Annotated in this window: 16 protein-coding genes and 1 tRNA gene; 3 read left to right on the forward strand and 14 right to left on the reverse strand. The window is 42.7% G+C overall.

Annotation, left to right across the window (positions count from 1 at the left end; all coding sequences use genetic code 11):
* Nucleotides 1-422: 422 nt before the first annotated feature.
* From WJ238_RS08435 to WJ238_RS08445, 3 genes are read right to left on the reverse strand one after another with little or no spacing between them, the layout of a single operon-like run.
* Nucleotides 423-1,040: a GNAT family N-acetyltransferase gene (locus tag WJ238_RS08435; RefSeq protein WP_230107349.1), complete on the reverse strand. Its 618-nt coding sequence runs from the start codon at nt 1,038-1,040 to the stop codon at nt 423-425.
* A 24-nt stretch (nt 1,041-1,064) separates the two neighbouring features.
* Entirely contained in the window at nt 1,065-1,862 is a 798-nt protein-coding gene (locus WJ238_RS08440; protein ID WP_316266031.1) for an ABC transporter permease subunit, read from the reverse strand.
* Nucleotides 1,859-2,743 (reverse strand): ABC transporter ATP-binding protein, encoded by an 885-nt coding sequence (locus WJ238_RS08445; protein ID WP_316266030.1) that lies wholly within the window; start codon nt 2,741-2,743, stop codon nt 1,859-1,861. Before WJ238_RS08445 ends, WJ238_RS08440 begins: the two co-directional genes overlap by 4 nt.
* A 1,815-nt stretch (nt 2,744-4,558) precedes the next feature.
* Here WJ238_RS08445 and WJ238_RS11965 point away from each other — a divergent pair.
* A complete protein-coding gene (locus tag WJ238_RS11965; protein WP_416387393.1) occupies nt 4,559-4,732 on the forward strand; it encodes a helix-turn-helix domain-containing protein in 174 nt (57 codons plus the stop codon).
* Nucleotides 4,733-4,762: 30 nt separating this feature from the next.
* Here the strand turns inward: WJ238_RS11965 and WJ238_RS08450 are convergent, their stop codons facing one another.
* A complete protein-coding gene (locus tag WJ238_RS08450) occupies nt 4,763-7,405 on the reverse strand; it encodes a coiled-coil domain-containing protein (protein WP_316266029.1) in 2,643 nt (880 codons plus the stop codon).
* 6 nt (nt 7,406-7,411) lie between these two features.
* The gene (locus tag WJ238_RS08455) at nt 7,412-9,505 is read right to left on the reverse strand and encodes an efflux RND transporter permease subunit (RefSeq protein WP_316266968.1); all 2,094 of its coding nucleotides are present in this window, start codon (nt 9,503-9,505) and stop codon (nt 7,412-7,414) included.
* Nucleotides 9,506-9,765: 260 nt separating this feature from the next.
* Here WJ238_RS08455 and WJ238_RS08460 point away from each other — a divergent pair, with 260 nt between their 5' ends.
* Nucleotides 9,766-10,380 carry a TetR/AcrR family transcriptional regulator gene (locus tag WJ238_RS08460; RefSeq protein WP_230107354.1) on the forward strand — a complete coding sequence of 205 codons (615 nt, stop codon included), beginning with the start codon at nt 9,766-9,768 and terminating at the stop codon, nt 10,378-10,380.
* 167 nt (nt 10,381-10,547) lie between these two features.
* Here the strand turns inward: WJ238_RS08460 and WJ238_RS08465 are convergent, their stop codons facing one another.
* The 3 genes from WJ238_RS08465 to WJ238_RS08475 all read right to left on the reverse strand — a co-directional run bounded on the left by WJ238_RS08465 (nt 10,548) and on the right by WJ238_RS08475 (nt 12,492).
* Nucleotides 10,548-11,675: a YncE family protein gene (locus tag WJ238_RS08465; protein ID WP_316266028.1), complete on the reverse strand. Its 1,128-nt coding sequence runs from the start codon at nt 11,673-11,675 to the stop codon at nt 10,548-10,550.
* Entirely contained in the window at nt 11,672-12,334 is a 663-nt protein-coding gene (locus WJ238_RS08470; RefSeq protein ID WP_256193430.1) for an energy-coupled thiamine transporter ThiT, read from the reverse strand. Before WJ238_RS08470 ends, WJ238_RS08465 begins: the two co-directional genes overlap by 4 nt.
* 85 nt (nt 12,335-12,419) lie before the next feature.
* Nucleotides 12,420-12,492, reverse strand: a tRNA-Lys gene (locus WJ238_RS08475).
* 253 nt (nt 12,493-12,745) lie between these two features.
* Here WJ238_RS08475 and WJ238_RS11970 point away from each other — a divergent pair.
* Nucleotides 12,746-13,288, forward strand: a complete 543-nt coding sequence (locus tag WJ238_RS11970; RefSeq protein ID WP_507818127.1) for a DUF6512 family protein — start codon at nt 12,746-12,748, stop codon at nt 13,286-13,288.
* Between the two features lie 113 nt (nt 13,289-13,401).
* Here WJ238_RS11970 and WJ238_RS08485 read toward each other — a convergent pair whose 3' ends face one another.
* From WJ238_RS08485 to WJ238_RS08510, 6 genes are all read right to left on the reverse strand, one after another.
* Complete coding sequence (locus tag WJ238_RS08485; protein WP_316266027.1) at nt 13,402-14,652, reverse strand: DUF1002 domain-containing protein; 1,251 nt, start codon at nt 14,650-14,652, stop codon at nt 13,402-13,404.
* Between the two features lie 168 nt (nt 14,653-14,820).
* Nucleotides 14,821-15,135 carry a thioredoxin family protein gene (locus WJ238_RS08490; protein ID WP_230107359.1) on the reverse strand — a complete coding sequence of 105 codons (315 nt, stop codon included), beginning with the start codon at nt 15,133-15,135 and terminating at the stop codon, nt 14,821-14,823.
* 19 nt (nt 15,136-15,154) lie between these two features.
* The gene (locus WJ238_RS08495; protein ID WP_230107360.1) at nt 15,155-15,292 is read right to left on the reverse strand and encodes a hypothetical protein; all 138 of its coding nucleotides are present in this window, start codon (nt 15,290-15,292) and stop codon (nt 15,155-15,157) included.
* Between the two features lie 35 nt (nt 15,293-15,327).
* Entirely contained in the window at nt 15,328-16,011 is a 684-nt protein-coding gene (trmB, locus tag WJ238_RS08500; protein WP_316266026.1) for a tRNA (guanosine(46)-N7)-methyltransferase TrmB, read from the reverse strand.
* 109 nt (nt 16,012-16,120) lie between these two features.
* A complete protein-coding gene (gene glgB, locus WJ238_RS08505; RefSeq protein ID WP_316266025.1) occupies nt 16,121-18,031 on the reverse strand; it encodes a 1,4-alpha-glucan branching protein GlgB in 1,911 nt (636 codons plus the stop codon).
* A 119-nt stretch (nt 18,032-18,150) separates the two neighbouring features.
* Nucleotides 18,151-21,126 (reverse strand): hypothetical protein, encoded by a 2,976-nt coding sequence (locus tag WJ238_RS08510; RefSeq protein WP_337606681.1) that lies wholly within the window; start codon nt 21,124-21,126, stop codon nt 18,151-18,153.
* Nucleotides 21,127-21,471: the final 345 nt, after the last annotated feature.

A 21,471-nucleotide genomic window follows, 5' to 3' on the forward strand; every position in this document is an offset into this window, starting at 1 on the left:
CCGCCTTTTCTATTTGAGATTTTTTTCAAGACTATTTTTGCACAATAATCTTCTTTTATTTTCTATTTTTTTGTATCTTTTTTGCAATTCTTTTATATTTCAGCAATTTTGCCTTTGTATCATATCTACAACCACATTTCTCTTTTTTGTCTCATTTCGTCATTTTTACTTTTTCTTTCCATCCTGGTTTTTCCAGATTTTCTTTTTCCAGTTAAGATGTTTTTAATAAAATTTTGTTTTCTTTTAGATTCTGAAAACATTTTAGACACATTTTCCTCTTATAATAAAACCAGATAGTTGAAAACACATCAACTATCTCCCCCCTCATAAAGTAAATGCATCGAAGGGTTCGCCCTTCGATGCAAACTTTACTCTCATTCCTTTTAAATAACTATAACTACAGGCTCCCTTCACAGGTTATCCTATGAAGGGAGCTTCTGTTTTTCTATTCCAATTTCTTTCAGCACTTCTGCAGAAATCTCCGGGAAAGGGATCACCGGTCCCGGATCTCCTTCATGATCTCCGATCATCTTTTCCATCCATATCATATGGTACCATCTGCCGAATTTAAAACCGCTGTTATGGAATTTTCCCACAAGTTTATATCCCAAATGCTCATGGAAAGAAGCGCTGTTCTTTGTCAGATATTCGTCCTCTTCCTCCGGATATCCGATGCAGGCATTGAGATTTCGAATATTTCTAAGTCTGGAAGCATCTTCCAGTGCCTGATACAGCTTTCTTCCTACACCGTTCTTTCTCTGGCCCTCTTTTATGTAGATCGTTGTCTCTGCCGACCAGCTGTACGCCTCTCTCCCCACAAAGTTTCCCGTGTAGGCATAGCCGATTATTTCACCGTCTTCTTCCGCTACAAGATAAGGGTGTTCCCGAAGAATATTTGTCATCCTTTGTCGAAATTCCTCCAGATCAGGCACTTCATATTCAAACGTAATAGCCGTTTTCTCTACATACGGCCTGTAAATCTCCAATATTTCCGGCGCATCTTCCAGGCATGCCATACGGACAATCACTGTATGTTTCATTTTGATTCCTCCATCCGTTTGTATTTAAAGCGGCAGATCCCTCTTTTCAAATCCTGCCACAGAAACTGTAAAAAGACAAAACGTCAACACAAATAATATCCCGACTCCAGCTAACGCCTCTGGTTCATATTGTACGATTTCTTCCGGCATAAACAAGCTTAAAGGCGTAAAATATTTTAGAAAATTCACCTTATCATTTACCTGGGAGAGCATCTGTATAAGAACAAAGATTAGGCCAAGTCCCGCCCCAATGCCGACAGAATATTTCAGTTCATTAAACATACATGCAGTCAGAAAACCAAGGGCCGCCAAAAAAAACTCCAAAAATAGCAGTCCTGCATTTAAAACAAGAAATTCCGAAACCTCAAGCTCTCCTTCGTACATCAAAGCGCTGAATACTATCACCAAAACAGATGCATACACAACCAGCAGCAGGATACCCAACAACAGAACAAACCCCTGTGTAACTAAGATTTTCTTCCGGCTGTAATGTGTGTTTAGCAAATAAGCCATTGAACCTTTATCTATATATTGCGCTGCCAGCTTATAACACATGATCATCGTATATATAAATGGAATGACGATCAGAATAAAACCGTACAGATAGTTAATAATAAAATCCAGCAAAGTAATTCCCGGATTCTGCATTCCAAATGCCGCAAAAAGCTCCGGCATACTTTCTGCCATAGCATTGATCCCTTCTCCTAGTTCCGGATCATACATCGCCGTAATGACACCTGCATATATTGTGATAATACCCATAAACAAAAGCAACAGCCTGCCGTTCGACTTTATCCCCATTTTCAAAAGCGGCATACTCATACCCGTTCCCCTCCGTAATACTGCAAAAATACTTCTTCCAATGTCTGGTGTCTGGCATTGATATCCTCCACCTCATATCGATTCAATTCACGCAACAGCTCCATCGTATTTCCTTTCATTAAAAAACATACTGTATTGCAGCTCCTTTTACTGCCCGGATATTTTCCCTGGAACATTTTTGCACTTCGTTCGTCCGAAAATGTAATCTCATAATGTTTGCTTCTTTCTGTCCTGATTTTCTCCATATTTTCGTCAGCAACTATTTTTCCATTCTTTATCATAACAATCCTGTCACATGTATTTTCAATTTCCTCAAAAATATGCGAGGACATCAGAATCGTTTTTCCTTTCCGCTGCTCCTCCTTTATCATCTCCACAAACTTATTTTGCATAAGCGGATCAAGCCCGCTTGTAGGCTCATCGAGGATCAGAACCGGTGCATCCTGCATGAAGGCAACTACCAGAGCGATCTTTTGTTTCATACCTTTTGACATTTTTTTCAATTTTACTTTAGGATCAAGCTCCAGATAATCGATCAGCTCGCCGGCATATCCCAAATCTTTCATCTGCTTCATTTCCGCCATAAAACGAATAAAGTCCATACCGGACATGTGATCCATAAAGGCAATTTCTCCCGGAAGATACCCAATCCTTTTCTGAATATCAGCCGCCCGCCGAAAACAATCCATACCAAAAATTTCCGAACATCCTCTGTCAGGCTTAATAAACCCCATCAGATGTCTGATCGTCGTTGTTTTACCTGCTCCATTTGCCCCCAGAAACCCAACTGTCTCCCCTGCATTGGCAAAAAAAGAAATATCGAAAATGCCTTTTTGATCCCCATAATCTTTTGTAAGATTCTTAATATCTATCACGCTCATAAATAATTCTCCTTGTAGCTTATTTTGCGCAGCATTTCTTTCCATTGATCAAATTCCCTTACCATTTCCTCAAAAGAAACAGGGAGATTCATTCGCCGCTTCTCCAAGAGATATCCTTCTGAGAGCCAACTCATTTTTATTGTAATTCATTGACTATTTTTTTCAACCCCTCCTGTCACCTCTTTATAGTCATCTTTCCAAATATTCCATGAGATAAGCAGCAGTTTATGAAATCTTAAACCCGGCTTAAGAATATTTCGTTTTCTTTTATTTTCTCCTCATACTTTTGACATATTTTCCCTTTATAATAAGAGTCAGATAGTTGAAGAACACATCAACTATCTCCCCCTCATAAAGTAACGCGTCAGGATCCGCAATCTCCCGACGCCATACTTTACTCTCTCATTCCTTTAGATAACTATAACGACAACGAAAACCCACCGGCCGAAAGGTCAGTGGGTTTTTGCTGTCTGTATCCCATTTCTTTTTATATCAACATAATTTTTATGTTTTCAGTTGTCATAATCTATTTCATCTGATAAAATAAACTCATATAACTCTACATAATGTATTTACCCAGGGAACCGATGGGGCGATATGCCAGCTACCCGGCAGAAAGGGGGTTGGTGCTTATGATAACATGGTCTGATCTATTTACCTTTATCATTATGCTTTGTGCAGTTATTAGCCTTGCAGCCGATAACCACCGCAAAAAATAGCGCCCCCACCCAGCCAGTGTAGCGCTATTTTTACAATACATATTCGCCGGGTGGCTAGGTTTTAGCTAGCTATCGGCTCCCTTGTTAAGTATATTATAGCAAAGATAAGTAAAATGTCAACTGCCCACTTTAAGTCTTGCAGACCAGTTGATTTCCACTGTCTATATTCCATTTTTATAGTGACATAATTTTTTCACTTTCAGTTGTCATAATCTATCTCATCTGATAAAATAAACTCATACAATTCTACATAATGTATTTACCCAGGGAACCGATGGGGCGGTATGTAGCCACCTACTCATAAGAGAAAGGGGCTGGTGCTTATGTACGTAACATACAGCGATTTATTTACTTTTGTTATTATGCTGGTTGCTGTTATCACCTTTGTTATGACCGTCAATAAGCATAACAAAAAATAACGCCCTCACCCGGAAAAGTGTAGCGTTATTTTATGAAACATAATTACCGAGGTGGCTAGATTTCAGCTAGCTATCGGTTCCCTTGTTAAGTATATTATAGCAAAGATAAGTAAAATGTCAACCACGCAAAATGAATCCCAAGGATGAGTCACACAAGACTTCCTTTTTCACCGAAAATACAAAATCAATACTTTCTTAATTCGGAGTTAAGAAATTTTCGTTTTCTTTTAGAATTCTATCATACTTTTGACACATTTATTCTTTATACTATGAATCAGATAGTTGATAAACAACTATCTTTCCCCCTCACAAAGTAACGCGCCAGACTTCGCAACTTCTGGCGTCACACTTTACTCTCATTCCTTTAGATAACTATAACAACAACGAAACCCGTTAGCCTTTAAGGTTAACGGGTTTTCGCTGTCTGCTCCTTTTCTTACCAGAGAGTTCCAATAATCACTACCGAATACAGAACTTGCATCCGTAAAGGTGTACCGCATCAGCAAGGTCTGACAATCTGAGAATTGCAAATTCACGGTCAATCACAACACTTGGAGATCCCGTTGTCAAATGTTGGTCCAGATAACAGGCCTTTATAACTCCGGATCAATCTGGGCTTTCATTTCTTTTGTTTGTCCACTGGCCAGATCTACAAACTGATCCTGGACATCTTCCATATGGAACTGCGCATAGAACGGGCAAAAATCCTGCTTTCATCAACAAAATATCAAGTTCAGAAAATTGCTGAAAAAATCGGAATAGAAAAACCAAACAGCTTCCGGCAGGCATTCAAACACGCAACCGGAATGTCCCCCTCGCAGTTTCGCCGAAAAACACCGGAACATTTATAAAACTGCCGGAAGCTGTTCCCTTTGATCCGTCTATTCAATTCCTTCCGTTTCAATAACAAATTTTACTGTTCCATCCATAGAAGAATCTTTTCCGCTAAATGTATCATAACGGCACGTTTCAGAAGACAAAGCCTCCAGGCGGTCCAACACTCCCTGCAATTCTTCTTTTACTGCTTTCTGGATCCGGGACGTTCCTTCTTCCTCCAACTGTGCCATACCCGCTGAAAGAGCTCCGGCACCGGACTGGAGCCGGGAGATCCCTCCTTTCACCTGTGCACTTCCCAACTGCAGAGAGCTCCCTCCCTTGGTCAGCTCTTTTGTTCCTGATGCAAGAGAGAACGCTCCGTTTCTTAATGAACCGCTTCTTCCAGAAAGACCGGCACTTCCTTGCGCCATCTGTGTTCCCAGAGTATCCAATCCGGCTGCCAATCTGTTCGTTCCTCCTGACATGGTCTCTATCCCAGCTGCAATGGAAGGACTGCTGTTTTTTATCTGATCTGCTCCATTTCGTAAGCTGTCATTAAAACCGTTCAACTTGTCAAATCCATCCAGAAGACTGTCAATTCCTTGCGAGGCCTCTCCCAGTTCTTCTGATGAATCCTTTAATTGTTCCATTCCTCCTGACAAACTTTCTACTGCTCCGTTCAGCCCACGCATGCCTTCCTCTAAAGTTTCCACCCGGCTCCCCAGATCTTTCAGATCTTCTTCGGGAAGCTGCTCTTTTACACTGCTGATCTCATCAAGTCCCCCCTTAAGATCCTCCATCTCTCCCGGAAGCTTTCCTGCGGCCGTTTCAAAAGTATTTAGGTCAGATTCGATACTGTCAATTGTTTTCGAAATTCCCGAGATATCTATCTGTGAAAAGTCCGGTTCCTGAACAGTGTTCAAGTTCTCCATTCCACTTAAGTTCTCTGCCGCATTCTTCGCATGATCAAGGTCAGTGATCACCTGACGGACCTCTTCCGCGGTTCCGTCCTGTCCTTCCTGCTCCAGGCAATTAGCCTCCTGTTCCAACTTACCTATCGTGGTCTCGATGGAAGAAACGCTCTGCTCCGCCGCATTTTTCGCACTGGCAATTTTTTCATTATTCAATGCTACTGTATTGTTGATCTGTCTGACCTGGTCTATACAGTCCGCTTCCAAACAGGACAGCTGCGAATCCATTGTTTCAAGCTGCCCGGAAACATCTTCCAACGCAGCCGCAATATTTTCCGCCGGATATATCATCTCTTCCTGCAGTTCTGTTTCCAGTCCTTCTGAAGCATTCGCCAGCTCACGGCTTACTTTTATCATATGATCCACTTGAATCAGTAGATTGTTTACTGCATCTTCAGAGAGTACTTCCCGAAGTCTGCCGGTTTCTTTTGCAAGTTCCTCTGATGCTGCCAGGATATCTTCACCGGAACTTCCCTCTCCATCCACACTGGCAGCAAGCTGTGCCGCTGCTGTCTTTACTTGTTCAAGTCCATCTCCCAGCTTCGAAAGATTTTCCGCCCTTTCCGAAAGCTGCTGTTCTCCCTTTATATAGGCGGTCACTCCTTCAGCCAACGCGTCCGCGCCTTCTGTATACTCCCGGGCCCCCAGTGCAATTGTATTGACCCCGTTGACATATTCCGTCACTGTCCCGGACAACTCGCCATTTACTCCCAGGTACTTTTGAATACTGCCATTCAGCACATCCACGCCTTCTGTATATTGATCTACACCAAGTGCAAGCGCTCCGGCCCCTTCATCTAAAATCTCAATTCCACTTTTAAGTGCCTGAATCCCCTCGTCAAACTCTTCATAACTGCTTCCGAGAGTATCTGCCCCGGCGGAGAGCTGCCGGGAACCGTCTGTAAGTTCCAGGGCTGCATTTTCCAGTTCATCTATCGAAGCCTGCAGGGAATCAAAATCTGTAATGTCCTCGGTGTGAATATCCTCCAAAAGGTCTGTCAATCCTATTGTAAAAGCAGGCGACATAGAAAAGTCTTCCACATCTGCGGAAATATTCAAAGTCTCCGGGATCGTAAGTGCCAAATCCTCGGCTTCTTTCATCTCAAGATCCAGGCTCTCCTTAAGTCCCGGCATAGCAAATCCAATTACAATATTCCGGTTTCCATCATTGATCACCTTTCCATTATCGATTACCACATTAGAAAATGTTTCATTCGGAAGAACAAGCCCTGTCATCATAACGAAGGGACTATATACCTCCTCTTCTTTTCCATTTACAGAAACTTTTCGTTTTTCATAATTCCTGTAATCGATCCGTATTTCCAGGTGTCCGTTTTTTCCTTTTAATTCTTCCGGCTTCATCTCTTTCCCGTCCAGATAATATGTCAATTCTACAGAAACCGGAAGATCCTGTTTTGCTGTTCCCTGATAGTAAATATCTTCTCCTTCCGCATTCCATACTATCTCACTTCCGTTTTTTGTAAATGTTTCTTCTCCCTTTACATTTTTCACCTCATCCAAAGAACTGACATCCGAAAGGCTTCCTGAGTTCTCGATTCCCTTAAGCCAGTCTGATACGGTCACTTTTGTCTGTTTTCCACTGGCGTCTGCATTGACATATACTGTTTCATCCTTACTGATCTCACTTTCTGCCGCTGCGTTGACCGGCATCACACACATCACCGCCGACATTCCTGCCGCGATGGAAACTGCCACTTTTTTTCTGTTTCTGTTCATATGAACCTACATCCTTTCTATACAATATTTCTTATCCTCTATGGCAAACCCGACTGATGTCTTACAGATTACTTTATCAAATATCATAAACATTGCCGGAAGCAGCAAAATCACTACACACATACTGATTAGAGCTCCCCTCGCCAGAAGCGTACAGATTGAGCCGATCATATCTACATTAGAATAAATCGCAACTCCGAATGTAGCCGCAAAAAAACTGAACCCGCTGCTGACTATGGATACCATACTGACTCTGTGCGCTATATCAATGGCTTCTTTCTTAGTCCGTCCCCTCTGTCGTTCCTTCTGGTATCGGCTCGTCATGAGAATCGCATAATCCACTGTCGCGCCAAGCTGTATTGTTCCGATCACAATGCTTGCTACAAAAGGCAGGCTGATGCCCTGATAATATGGAATTGCCATATTGACAGCAATTGCAAATTCAATTACAGCTACAAGAATAACCGGGATTGAAATAGATTTGAACGTCAGCATAATGATCAGAAAAATTGCCGCGACAGACACAGTATTTACCATTTTGAGATCCACATCTGTCACATCCTGAAGATCTTTCATCAGCGGCGCCTCACCAATCACCATAATATTTTCGTCATATGACTTTACAATAGTATCAATCCGGGCAATCTGAGCATTGACTTTATCTGTCGCGGAACCGTATTCCGAACATACAAACGCCAGCTCGCAGTGTTCACTTTTCAACATTTCTCTGATTTCCTGTGGAATCATAGAGTCCGGCACAGAAGGCCCGATCAGTGAATTTTGACAAAGGGTCCATTTCACCCCTTCTACCTCTCCAACTTCTTCCAGCATTTTCTGCTTCTTCACCTCATCCATATCTTTATCCATAAGAATCAGATGCATATTTGCCATGTCAAAATCTTCTGATAATTTTTCATTGGCAACATTGCTGGGAAGGGATGCCGGCAGTGACTGTGCAATATTATAATAGATATGAGTATTGCTGTTTCCGTAAATCGCCGGAGCAAGCAACAGTAGAAACAACACGATCCACGCTTTGTAATGCTTTGTAATAAATCCGGAAAGATGATCCATACTGGGAATCAAAAGTTTATGGGAAGTCTTTTCAATTCCTCTGTCGAATGTAAGGATCAGCGCCGGAAGCACTGTAACACAACAGATCACTCCCATAATGACGCCTTTCCCCATGACAATCCCCAGATCCCTCCCCAGGGCAAACGTCATAAAACAAAGCGCGGCAAATCCGGCAATCGTTGTTACAGAACTTGCCATTACAGATTTAAAGGTATTGGCAATGGCATGCCCCATGGCACGCTCTTTTTCTCCCGGGAATCTTCTTTTATTTTCCTCATAACTGTTTAACAGGAAAATAGAATAATCCATCGTGACCCCAAGCTGCAGTATTGCTGTCAAGGATTGTGTGACATAGGAGATTTCTCCCAAAAAAATATTAGTTCCCATATTATAAAGAACTGCAAAACCAATACTTACCAGAAACAGCACCGGCACCAGGAAGGACGCTGATGTCAGCTCCAGCACTAAAAGGCACAAAAGTACTGCAATTACCACATAGACCGGAAGCTCCTGAAGGCACAGGTTTTTAATATCTGTGACCACTCCCGTCATACCGCTGATAAAGCACCGTTTATCTGCAATTTCCCTCATCTGTGTGATCGCATCCATAGCCTCGTCCGAAGAGGTAGTATTGTCAAAAAGCGCCAGCATCATCGTTGCATCTCCCCGAAAAAATGTTTCCCTCATCTCTTCAGGAACCATTTCCACCGGAAAGCTAAGATCTGCGGCATCATCATACCACAGCACATCTTTTACATGAGGAACTTTGCTGAATTTTTCTTCCATCTTCTGTACATCTTTCAATTCCATATCTTCTACAACCACCATAGAAAATGCACCCATCCCGTATTCATCTACGAGAATATCCTGCCCTTTGACAGTTTCCAGGTGTTCCGGAAGATAGCTAAGCAGATCATAATTCACCCGGGTCATTCCCATCCCGACCACAGCAGGAATTGCCAGAAGCACTCCCAAAAGTAGAATAAGTTTTCTGTGTCTGGCAATCCATTTGCCGACTTTCACCACCAGTATCAACCCCTTTTCCTATTTAACTTTTCGTTTCACTGCATATTTTTCTAAAGCAGCTTATTTTGTACAGCTGTCACAGCCCTAAGTATAATTAAAAAATGACTAATAGTCAATATTTTCGAGTCAAAAAAATGAATTTTGGTCATTTATTGACTTTCCTGCGTTTTTCTTACATAATATAAGTAACGCTTCAGACAGATCAGCGCGGCACTGATTCCGCAGGGCTGTTTGAGACAACAAAGGATTGAGGTACACAAATGGGTAAAATTGATGATAATAAAAAGAGAAAGAAAGATGCTCTGCTCTCCTCGGCTTTCCAACTATTTACAGAAAAAGGCTTTTCCAAAACAACCATATCGGATATTGTCAACCATGCCGGACTCGCGAAAGGTACTTTCTACCTGTATTTTGAGGATAAATATGACCTCAGAAACCGGGTCATTGCCTACAAAGCCGGGCAGTTATTCGACAATGCCTGCCAGGAACTTGAAAAAAACAGTATAAATAGCTTCGAAGAAGAACTTCTGTTTATTACAGACTATATCATTGATTGTTTCTGCCGCCAGCATTCCCTGATGGAATTTGTTGCCAAAAATTTATCATGGGGTATTTTCAAACACACTTTTTCCAGCACAGAATTTATGGCATCTCAGGACTTCTATGATCATTATCTGCAGTCCATGGAAAAGTATCATATAAAATGTAAATCTCCTGAGCTGATGCTTTTTACCATAATCGAGCTGATCGGAGCTACAAGTTATAACTGCATCCTCCACAATCAACCTGTGTCCATTGAGGAGTACCTCCCCTATTTACATGAAACGCTCCGACATATTATTATCGTATATACAGACGAGACACCTTCCGCCTGATGTACTTATCAAAGGCAAAAAAATAAGCCGTATACAGCAAACCCCTGCAGGGATTTTCTGTATACGGCCGTTTCTATTGGCGTCTTATTCTTCTATATAATGAACCCTTGTTTCCTCATACCGGTTCTGCTGCTTTCTCTCCTGTGCCGGATACCTTTTTCCCAATGTCATTCCAGAATGTCTATCTTCAGTACCCTGTCAACTGCCATTCCCGGAAGGCCTCTGTAAGCATATGCTCCCGATTCGAACAGCAGATACATTGTTCCTCCATCCATGCATATCTGTTCCAGCATACGGGGGAGCCGGATATCCTGCAAAGCCATCTCGTCTGTATAGTCCCGTATTCCGTCTGATACCTGGTAAGCGGCCAAACGGGAAGGTGTAATTCCCATAGAATAGGAAAGAAAAAGCATATCTCCAAGGAAGGTCATTCCCTGTGCATATCGGGAAATTTCCAAATCATCCTCATCTGCAACTCCCTGACGGCTGTGCTGTCCGTCATATTCCACCCGGACACTTTGAATATTTCCATCATCCTGGAGCTCATACTTTTTAATCATTCCGTTTCCTTTTGTCGAATAATAACCCACATACAGATAGGAATGATCATATGTCATGAAGGAACTCCGGGGAATATCCAAAATATTGTTTACATGAAGGAACCGGATCGGCCTGTATTCTTCCGTAAAATGATAGGCTTCTATTTCTTCTGCCGAGATCGCGTTCACCTGTGCCACTCCGTTCCTGCTCCCACACACCCAAAGATTGTGATATTCATCATCATAGGCCAGACTGCCTACATGGGCTTTATTGGGAAGGACAAGCTCTTTCAGGAACTCGTGAGTTTCCTTGTCTATCACATAAATTACTGAATTATGGGTTTTGGTATGGCAATATGCACTGATGAACAGGTATTTATCTGACACCGTAATCCCCTGAGGCGTCATGCCGCCGCATACAGACGCTTTCCTGTCTCTGTTTCCCCGCACTGTCATAGTTGCCTTCAGTCCCGGAATCACATAGGTGCCGCTGTCCGTTTCATCTTTATGTTTTTCGACAGCTTCTTCATACAGTCCTCTGTAAGGTTTCAGACGTTCCTTAAATTCTCCCAGGGAATAGACAGCGCCGTCTGTGCTTGTCTGAACAGCAGATACCTGCGGCTCGGTCTGCCCCCGATAAACAAAATCAATACCATAGTATCCTGTAGGGATCAGAAAGACAAGCACACAGATAAAAAGAAGCCGTCGTTTCCATCTCCCCCGTTTTTTCTCTTTTTCTTGCTTTTTTCTTTTCATTGCGCTAACTGTTTTATCCGGTTCAGGCTCTTTGCTACTGCCGGTATAGAAATAATGATAATTGTGAGTATTGCTTCCGCTAAAATGTAACTATAATTATATAAGATCGGATACAGGCTCTTCAAAGCCTGTGGAAAATTTTCCGGCATATAGTCCATCCAGTACAGATAACCGCCCAGAGAATGAAAAGCGCCACGTGCCAGAACTGCTGCAACATATCCCTTCAAAAGACCATTTTTCGAACGCATAAAAAATCCTGCTATTCCCATGGCGGCAAAGGCAAACCAGTAATCACAGCATACCTGGAACAACGACAACACATATGGTTCCTGAAGAAACTGCAGGATTCCATAAGCACATCCCACGAAAATGCCCGTCCTTACCCCATACCAGTTTCCGATCAGTACAATGAAAAGCATACTGCATAGAGTAACACTTCCGCCCCATGGCAACTGAAAAATTTTAATATATGAAGTAAGAAAAGCGAGCGCCATTGCCATTCCGCAGAAGGCAAGCTGTTTTGTACTGATCCTTCTCCCCTGTTTTCCCCTTCTGGCAAAATATACACCCACAGCCAGAAGCAGGATTCCCGCAATCACCGCCGCCACATATCCTGCTCCCGTCAGATAGCCTTCACTATTTACCAAAAAATTTCCCATAATCTCTTTTTCCTCCGCTCTTTCCTGTACAAAAAAACCACCGTCCCCGCAGCTCACAATGTCCGCAAAAACAGTGATTTTTAAATGCGCGATCAGGGGTTCGAACCCTGGACACCCTGATTAAGAGTCAGGTGCTCTGCCAGCTGAGCTAATCGCGCATATCTCATTATTTTGTTAAGACTTCCTTAACGCAAGAAATATTATATAATAGTTTCAGACACAATGCAAGTAGTTTTTTCTATTTTTTTCATTTTCCATAGCTCTTAGTCATTAGCAGACGAAAAGTTCCTCAAGCTCTGCAAAATCCGTCGTCCGAAATTTACGGATATCCGGTTCTTTTTTCCTGAAAGTTACATATACTTTTTTTAGTCCGCAAGACCGGACTATTCCAGTTCTGCCATCCTCTTGCCGGTGGGACAGGCCTATACAAAACCGGAAAGGAGCAAAAATTTGTACCGTTTATATCATCGCCGCGATTTTACATATATTTTATGGACTTTTATACTTGGCAGCATCTGTCATTTTCTCTACGAATTTTCCGATTATAATCCTTTTCTGGCCCTGATCGTTCCAGTAAATGAATCTGTCTGGGAACATCTGAAGCTGGTCTTTTTCCCCGTATTGTTTCTGACCATAGCGGAATATTCCCTTCGACGGCCGAATCCTTCCATGCTGTTTGCTTCCCGCTTTGTCGGCGTGATCTTTGCCATGGCTGCCATTACAGTACTATTTTATCTCTATACTTTTATTGCCGGTCGGAGTATTTTGCTTCTGGATATCCTGATTTATTTTACAGGAATCTGCCTTTGTTATATTGCCTCCAGCAACTTATTTCCCCGTTTCCGGCGCGCCGATCCGATGAAAATTTTTTTCTGTTGGTTCCTTTCTGCACTTTTATTCTTCTTTTTTTCGTGCTGTCCTCCGGAAATCGGCCTGTTTCTGCCTCCGCAATAGCAGCAAACGCAGTTTTACACAGGGCTTTCCGCAAAAAAGCACACCGTTTAACACAAATTGACACGTAACATTTTTCAAAAGTGTTACGTGTCAATTTGTATGTCAATTAACTATTATTCCCCTGTAAAGAAATTCTTGATCCTTGTCAGAAGCCCGTCTTTAAATCCGCTTTCATTCACCGTACTGTCAGTAATGACATCGGAGCCAAGTGCCTCATCGTTTGTTTCGCTTAAAATACCATCATCAGATCCGACAAAGAAACTCTTTACTGAATTCCATATGTTTGCCAGCGCTCCATCATCTGCTGTAAGGTTATCGAGCGTATCTTTCAGCGCATTCACATCATAATCATACTGGGAAATTTTTTCCATAAGGCTGACAATCTGCTGTCTCTGATCATCTGTCAAAGTAACTTCGTTTTCCTGTGCAATGTTGTCAACCGCCTCACCAATCTCCTGTTCATCTGTCAGGCCCTGATCCAGCACTTCTGTCTTCACGTCTTTTATCACTTCCGTTGCTTTCTCCTGTCCAACACTGTCCGCAATCTCTCCGGTTGTGACAAGCTCTTCCATAGCAGCTTCTTTTTGGCCTTCGTCCAGATTCTCGCCGCTTGCCTGTTCATATGCCATGATAATTCCCGTCAGCGCTCCGGTTCCGGAAACTTCAAAAGGACAAGCTGCAATAACATTACAGTTTTCCATACCTGCTGTTGTCAGCGTACTTGCGATCATAGCACTGGTCACATAATTAAGATTTGCCGTTTTTACTTTGATTCCTCCGGAATCTGTAGGCTCTACATAAGCACAGCTGTTAGTTGTAGGTCCGATCTGTTCGTCAGTAGCAATGCCCTGCATATACTGTACTTCGTCTGCATGAGTAACAACGATAGTTTTTACTTCATCCGCTGAAGTCCCAAAATATTCATACATGGATGCTCTTTGTTCTTCTGTAAGATTCTCTCCCAGAGTAACAACTTTCTCACTATCCGTCTGGCCGTCTTCTGTTTCTTCTGTCGTTTCATCTGTAGTCTCTTCTGCAGTAGAATCCTCGCCTGTTGTTTCTTCTGCTCCTGCAGCCCCATCTGTTCCTTCTGTTTCTCCTGCAGTATCCGATGTGGTTCCATCCTCTGTTCCCACAGTTCCATCTGATGAAGTTGTTCCGTCCGTTGTTGCTCCTGAGCCTTCTGCCTCCCCTGCGGTTCCGGAAGCTCCATCTGCTGCGGCATCGCTTCCCGTTTCTGTATTTTGCGATGCAGTATCCTCTGTTCCCTGGCTGCTGTCAGCTGTATCAACTGCTCCAGCCGTCATTGGTACCATTGACGTTGTCATAACTGCTGCCATAAGAATTGGCAAAATTTTTTTCATTTTCATAGCTTTCGGTTAATACCTTGTCTCCCTTTTTAATTATTTTTGATAAACGGCTCCACCCTTATCCAAAAGGGTATGTTTTACCGTCACCAATATAACACACTTATTCCAAAAAGTACATGAAAGTTTTCTTAAAATTAGATGAAAAAAAACGAAGGAGCCGCCCTAAAGCAGCTCCCTGACTCTCTTTTCCAATATATTTTCTCCTACTGTTCCCTGCATTCTTGCTTTTACAGTCCCGTTTTTGAACATTACAAGAGTCGGAACAATATCCGCTCCATATTTCACCGCCAAATTCGGACATTCCTCAATTTCCACTTCACAAAATTTCACTTTTTTCCGGTACCGTTTCTCTATATCCTCTGCCACTGGCTTCGTCATTGCACATTTTGGACACCAGGAAGCATAAAACATAACCACCACCGGAAACTTTGCCTGATTTACTTCAGCCTGGAAATTTCCCTCTGTCAAATGCAGCATCTCTTTCCTTTCCAGCCGGTCAGCATTTGGAATTTAATATCCGGTATACTTCATCCAAAGATTTATGCAGGCAGTCGATCATGGGACTTTTCTTTCTTATCCAATACAGCCTGCAGTACAGCTTTGACATTCTTCGTCCAGATTTTCTTCGTCCCATATGCCTAAGGCTCCCTTTTTTGTTTTCTCTATATATTATGCAGAGATCCCTTTATCCTTGACTGACGGCGCTGCAGTCATCTTACAGATAGGATTGCCCTGTGAAGAAAACTTTTCTTCATATTCCGTCATCACATTGCCCCGGCACATTTCTTTATCGTGGTGAAGATCCCAGCTTATGGCTTTTAAGTTCCATCCAGTCTCTTTAGCCTGCTCCAGGGAAAATTGAAACAGCTCCTGATTATCCGTCTTAAATTCCACCACCCCATCTTCATCGAGTATTTTTTCATACCTTTTCAGAAATTCCCTTGAAGTCAGCCTTCTTCTTGCATGACGTTTTTTAGGCCATGGATCTGAAAAATTCAAATAAATTCCCGCCACCTCTTCTTCTTCGAACACATCCGGCACATCTGCTGCATCCATACAGATAAAGCGGATATTTTCCAGCTTCACGCCCTGTTTCTCCTCTATAGCATCAAGACGCTCTACTGCTCTTAGCAGAACACTGGAATAGCGCTCAATCCCGATATAATTTTTATCCGGATTCTTTTCCGCTAATGTTGTTAAAAACTGTCCTTTCCCCATCCCTATCTCTACATAGACCGGATGCTCATTTTCAAAGACCATGCTCCATTTTCCTTTTTTCTCCGCTTCATTTTTAATTACCTTTTGGTGCTCACTCAAAATCCGATCTGCTCTTGGTATATTTCTAAGGCGCATTTCTCTTCTTTTCCTTTCCCTTTTATCAAACAGCAAAATTCAGGCGGAGAAATAAACCTCCCTTTTACGGTCTGTATTTCTCCGCCCGAACAAGATTTATTGATATTCTTTAAAACTCAAACACAGCCACTCCATATGGCGGAAGCTTATAGGCAAACGAATACGGCCTTCCGTCGCATTCACCCTTTTTCGCCTTATAGATCTGTGGTCTTTCCTCGCCTGTTCCGCCATACTTTTTATCATCACTGTTCAAGATCAGCTTATACTGCTTTCTTCTCGGAACGCCTACACGATAATCATCTCTTGCCATAGGTGTAAAATTACATACAAAAAGCAGATTTTTCTTATTTCCTTTGGAATGACGGATAAAGCTGTAAATGCTTCTGTCTCCATCATCTGCATTTACCCACTCAAATCCTTCCCACGTATCATCCTGTTCATACATGGCCTTGTTTCGTTTATATAAATGCAGAAGATCTCTCATCCAGTTCTGTATATACTGGTGCTCCGGCTCCTCCAGAAGAAACCAGTCCAGTTCCCTCTTCTCACTCCATTCCCGAAGCTGTGCAAATTCCTGTCCCATAAACAACAGTTTCTTACCGGCATGTCCCATCATAAAAGCATATCCGACCTTCAGATTTGCATATTTATCAAATCCAAGTCCCGGCATCTTATTGATCATAGAACACTTCAAATGCACAACCTCGTCATGAGACAATACAAGAATATACTTTTCGCTGTATGCATAACTCATGGCAAATGTCATCAAGTTATGAGCCCCTTTACGGAAATAAGGATCCAGCTTCATGTATTCTGTAAAATCATGCATCCATCCCATGTTCCATTTCAGGCTGAAGCCCAGACCGTCATCCTCCACACTTCCCGTCACCTTGGGCCAGGCCGTGGATTCTTCAGCGATCATCAGCGCTCCCGGGTTCCTTCCCAGCACAACAGAATTGAGATGTTTGAAAAATCCGATAGCTTCCAGATTTTTATTTCCGCCGTATTTATTCGGTACCCATTCCCCGTCGCGTTTTCCGTAATCCAGATAAAGCATAGAAGCAACTGCGTCAACCCGCAGACCGTCAACATGAAAATCTTCTATCCAGAACAATGCGTTTGCGATCAGGAAATTCTGCACCTCATTTTTTCCATAATCAAAAATCTTTGTCCCCCAGTCGGGATGTTCCCCTTTCCTGGGATCCGCATATTCATAAGTCGGCGTACCGTCAAAGTCCGCAAGACCATGGGCATCTCTTGGAAAATGAGCCGGAACCCAGTCAAGAATAACCCCAATCTTATTTTTATGAAGATAATTCACCATCCAGGCAAAATCCTGAGGTGTTCCGTACCGGGAGGTAGGAGCAAAATATCCTGTCACCTGATATCCCCAGGAACCGTCAAAGGGATGCTCGGCAATGCCCATAATCTCAATATGGGTATATCCCATATCCTTAACATACTTCGTAATCTCACGCGCAAATTCCCGGTAATTATAAAAACCGTCCTCATCGTCAGGATGCTTTTTCCATGAGCCGATGTGGACCTCATAAATCGACATAGGCTGTTCTGTATGCTTCCATGCCTTTCTCTGCTCCATCCACGCCTGATCCGACCAGGAAATATCGCTGATATCAATAATTCTGGAGGCAGTTCCCGGACGAAGCTCTGCATAATTTGCAAAAGGATCTGCCTTGTAAATATATTCCCCTTTATATGTCTTGATACAATATTTGTATAAAGCATACTCCGGCACATCCGGTATAAAACAGGTATAAATCCCCAGTGGTTCTCCTCTTTCCATGACATTGGCTGATTCATCCCAGTTATTAAAATCTCCGACCACTGAGACTTCTTCCGCATGGGGAGCCCAGACTGCAAAATATATCCCTTCTTTTTTTCCGTTCTTTACCCGATGCGCCCCCAATTTCTTATATATCTCATAATGGTTCCCCTGTCCAAAGAGATAATGATCCAGTTCTCCGATTTCATATGGTTTTACGGTCTTTGTTTTTCCCATAAGCCCACCCTCTCGTCTTAAATTTGTGATAGCTTCATTATACTTTATTACCTGTCAAAAAGAAAGAGTTTTGACAAAATACATCGCCAAAACTCTTTCTCTTTTGTTTCCGTTATTCTCTAGATTTTGAAGTCGTCTTCCTTCAAAATAATGCGGTCTGATTCGTCTGTTCCCTTGCGGAACATACGTCTTGCCAGATGCTTTACATTCGCTTTCTGGGAATGTTCAATCGCTGCATCCATAATCTCTTTTACTTCAGCTACCGTCACGGCATGATCTTCTCTCTGCATCACATCAATTCTGCTGTACAGTGCCAATATACCCATCTCATCCAGCTTATACCCGTTTTCCTTAGCATAGGTCTGTCCAAAAGTTACAAGCTCATCATTAACAAATACCGGAAGCTCCAGTTTAGAAGTAAATTTCTTCTTAAACTCCGGATTGGCAGTGAAGAGCCGTTCTAACGCTTTTCTCTGATCCTCCAGCACAAACAGAAGCTCTCCTGTCTTCTTTTCCATCAGAATGTTCAGATCACGGACCGTTCTGGCATTCAGCTTTCCGGCCTTCTCAATGATAATTGCTCCGCCTTTCAGCTTCTGAATGATATTAGGGATATCCTTTTTATTTAAGGCTTCTCCTGTTACAATGGCAACTTTTCCCTGTTTAAGGTTACGCTGTTTCTGAATTGCTTTGACAATATCAACCGCAAGAACAGTTTTACCGGATCCTTTGTGTCCGATAACAAGGATATTTCCAACTTTCGACGTTCCGTTTCTTCTCTCCCGGCGGTCATTATCCAGAACTTCTACTATCTGTTCACTCATACCACGCACCGGAACAAAGTAAGAAAACAGCTGTTTCTGCTCCTCTGTAAGTCCCGCCTTCAGACCGATCTCACTTGTAGCGCTCAAATCATAACGCCCTGTCACTACAAATCCTGTATCAAATGGAACGCCGCCTTTGCCTTTCTTAATACGCTTCTGGATCTCCTCTTCCGTAGGCTCTTCGATCACCAGCTCTTCCTGCTGTTTCTTCTTCGGTTTCGTCTCCTCTTCCTCGTCATCATAGAAGTCATCATCATAATCGTCATCTTCTATATCATCATAGTCGCTGTAGTCATCTTCATCGAAGCTGTCGTCATCCATATCATCTTCAAGGTCATTATCCTCATATTCATCTTCGTATTCGTCGGCATAATCGTCCTCGTATTCATCCTCGTAATCGTCTTCGACATACTCATCTTCATATTCGTCTTCGAAATCATCCTCATCTTCGAAGTCATCATCGCCTTCGAATCCATCATCCTCTTCAAAGCCTGACTCGTCGTAATCTACTTCATCATAGTCCGCCTCATCATATGACTCTTCTTCGCCGATATAATCAGAAACTTCTTCGTCAGCAGGCTCTTCTATGGAAAGACCTCCCAGATTCATGCCCTTATCCTCCGGCTGATCTTCTGCTTCCAATTCAGCCATCAGCTGTCTAAGATCCGCTGTCATGCTCATATCCTGACTCTCTTCAGGAATTTCTTCTTCGTCCTGCACTTCTGCATTCAGCATTTCTTCCGGCTCGTCCGCTTCCTCAAATATTTCCTCTGCAGCGGATTCTTCCATTACTTCTTCTGCAGGCTCTTCCGGTTCGTCTTCTTCCTCTGCGATCTCCTCTTCAGTGATTTCTTCAACCACTTCTTCCACAGGCTCGTCCGGTTCCTCCTCGATCATTTCTTCGATTACTTCTTCTGGTTCTTCTTCCGGTTCAACTGCATTTCTTACTGCTTCTTTAAATTCTTCCGTTGCTTTTCCGGATGCGATCCGATCCAGAAGGGCTTCTTCTTCCTCTTCTTTCAGCTTCGCAAGTCTCTTCTCTTCATCCGCCTTTTGTTTTGCAAGAATGCGCTCCTCTTCGGCTTTTTGCTCCGCAAGTCTCCTTGCCTCCTCCGCCGCTTTCTGCTCTGCAATTTTTCTGGCTTCTTCCGCTGCACGCTGCTGTTCTTCTATTCTTCTGGCTTCCTCTTCACGGCGGCGCTGTGCCTCCAGCCGTCTCTGCGCCAGTTTTTCTTCATCTTTCTTTCTCTGCTCTTCAATAGCCTCCGCATTGCCTTTTTGCTTTGCTTCCCACTCTGCCAGAATTTCCTCTATCTTCATCTGACCCGTGATACGCATCGCCTCATCCTGCTTTGTGCTGGCCTTTTCCTCTATATCCAGCCCTTTTGCAACACGCACGCCATTCGCCAGCGCCTCGGAGAGCGTTGCTCCCTTTACAGTCTGGCGGATAGATGATTTTTCCTTAGGCTTGGCTGCCATTTCCTCTTTAGCTTTTTCCTGCGCCGCTCTAAGTTCATCAAGACGAATCTCCCTGGTAGCAGCTTCCTCCTCTGAAAGAGTGCCTGACTCTTTTACCTCCGGAATATCCTCCTGTTCCAGGGAATCCTCTGCTTCTTCCAGTTCATCCTGCATTTCATCTTCCGCTTCCTGAGGCTTCACATCCTCTTCTGCCGACGCTCTTACCATTTCTCTTCTGCCGGTTTTCTGGCCGCCCATACTATTGTATTTCTCCTGCTGCAACGGTGTCAGCGGCTTATATTTCATCTTCAGTTCCATCGCCTGGTAAACGTATTTTCCTTCGCTGAACCACAGAATCAGGTCGTCGCATTCTTCCAGACATTCTGCTGTCATACCTGCCTCATCATAAAGCTTCGCCAGCTCATAAGCCCACTTTTCCACATACTCTGCCTTTTTGAAGTCCTCCAGTGCAGCAATCTGCTCTGACACAGGCGCACGCCGTGCTTTCAAAATTTTATATTTTAATATATACTGGTTCGGATCCTTCGGAGCCAGCTTTACAAATTCCTCATAACAATCGGAAGCTTCTTCAATATCATTGATCTTTAATGCCAAGATTCCCAGACGATATACGATCTTTCTACTGCCAGGAGAGCGGTCATAAGCGACAAATAAAATGTCTCTGCTCTTCTGGTACTCCCCGTTGTATTCGTATATCTCGCTGACATTATTAAGCATTGAAGCATTTTTTACTCTTCGCCAGTCGATCGTGTCAGCAATCTCCATGGCTTTTTTATACTGCCTTTTTTCCATGTATTCGAGCATTTGCTCTGTTTTAACCCGATATTCATATTTATCCAATATTCTCACCTCAATAATGTTTACTTTTGTATATATTTTAACTCTTTTAGTGTAGCATATAGGATAGTCAATGTCAAAATAGAAATATATTGGAAAATGGGGATTTTATGGCGAAAAATGACATTTTGCCTCCCAAGATAGTGCCGAGACTATTTTCATAGAAAAAAGCAGCCACCGTAAATACTTGAAACTTTTTTACAGTGGCTGCTTTCTATTAAATTTTATCATATTTTAAATTATATCTCGGAAAATATTTTATATAGAGAATATGAGGGCGATATAAATATATGATTCAGG

The organism is Claveliimonas sp. (genome assembly GCF_037273965.1).
GTDB classification, from domain to species: domain Bacteria; phylum Bacillota; class Clostridia; order Lachnospirales; family Lachnospiraceae; genus Claveliimonas; species Claveliimonas bilis.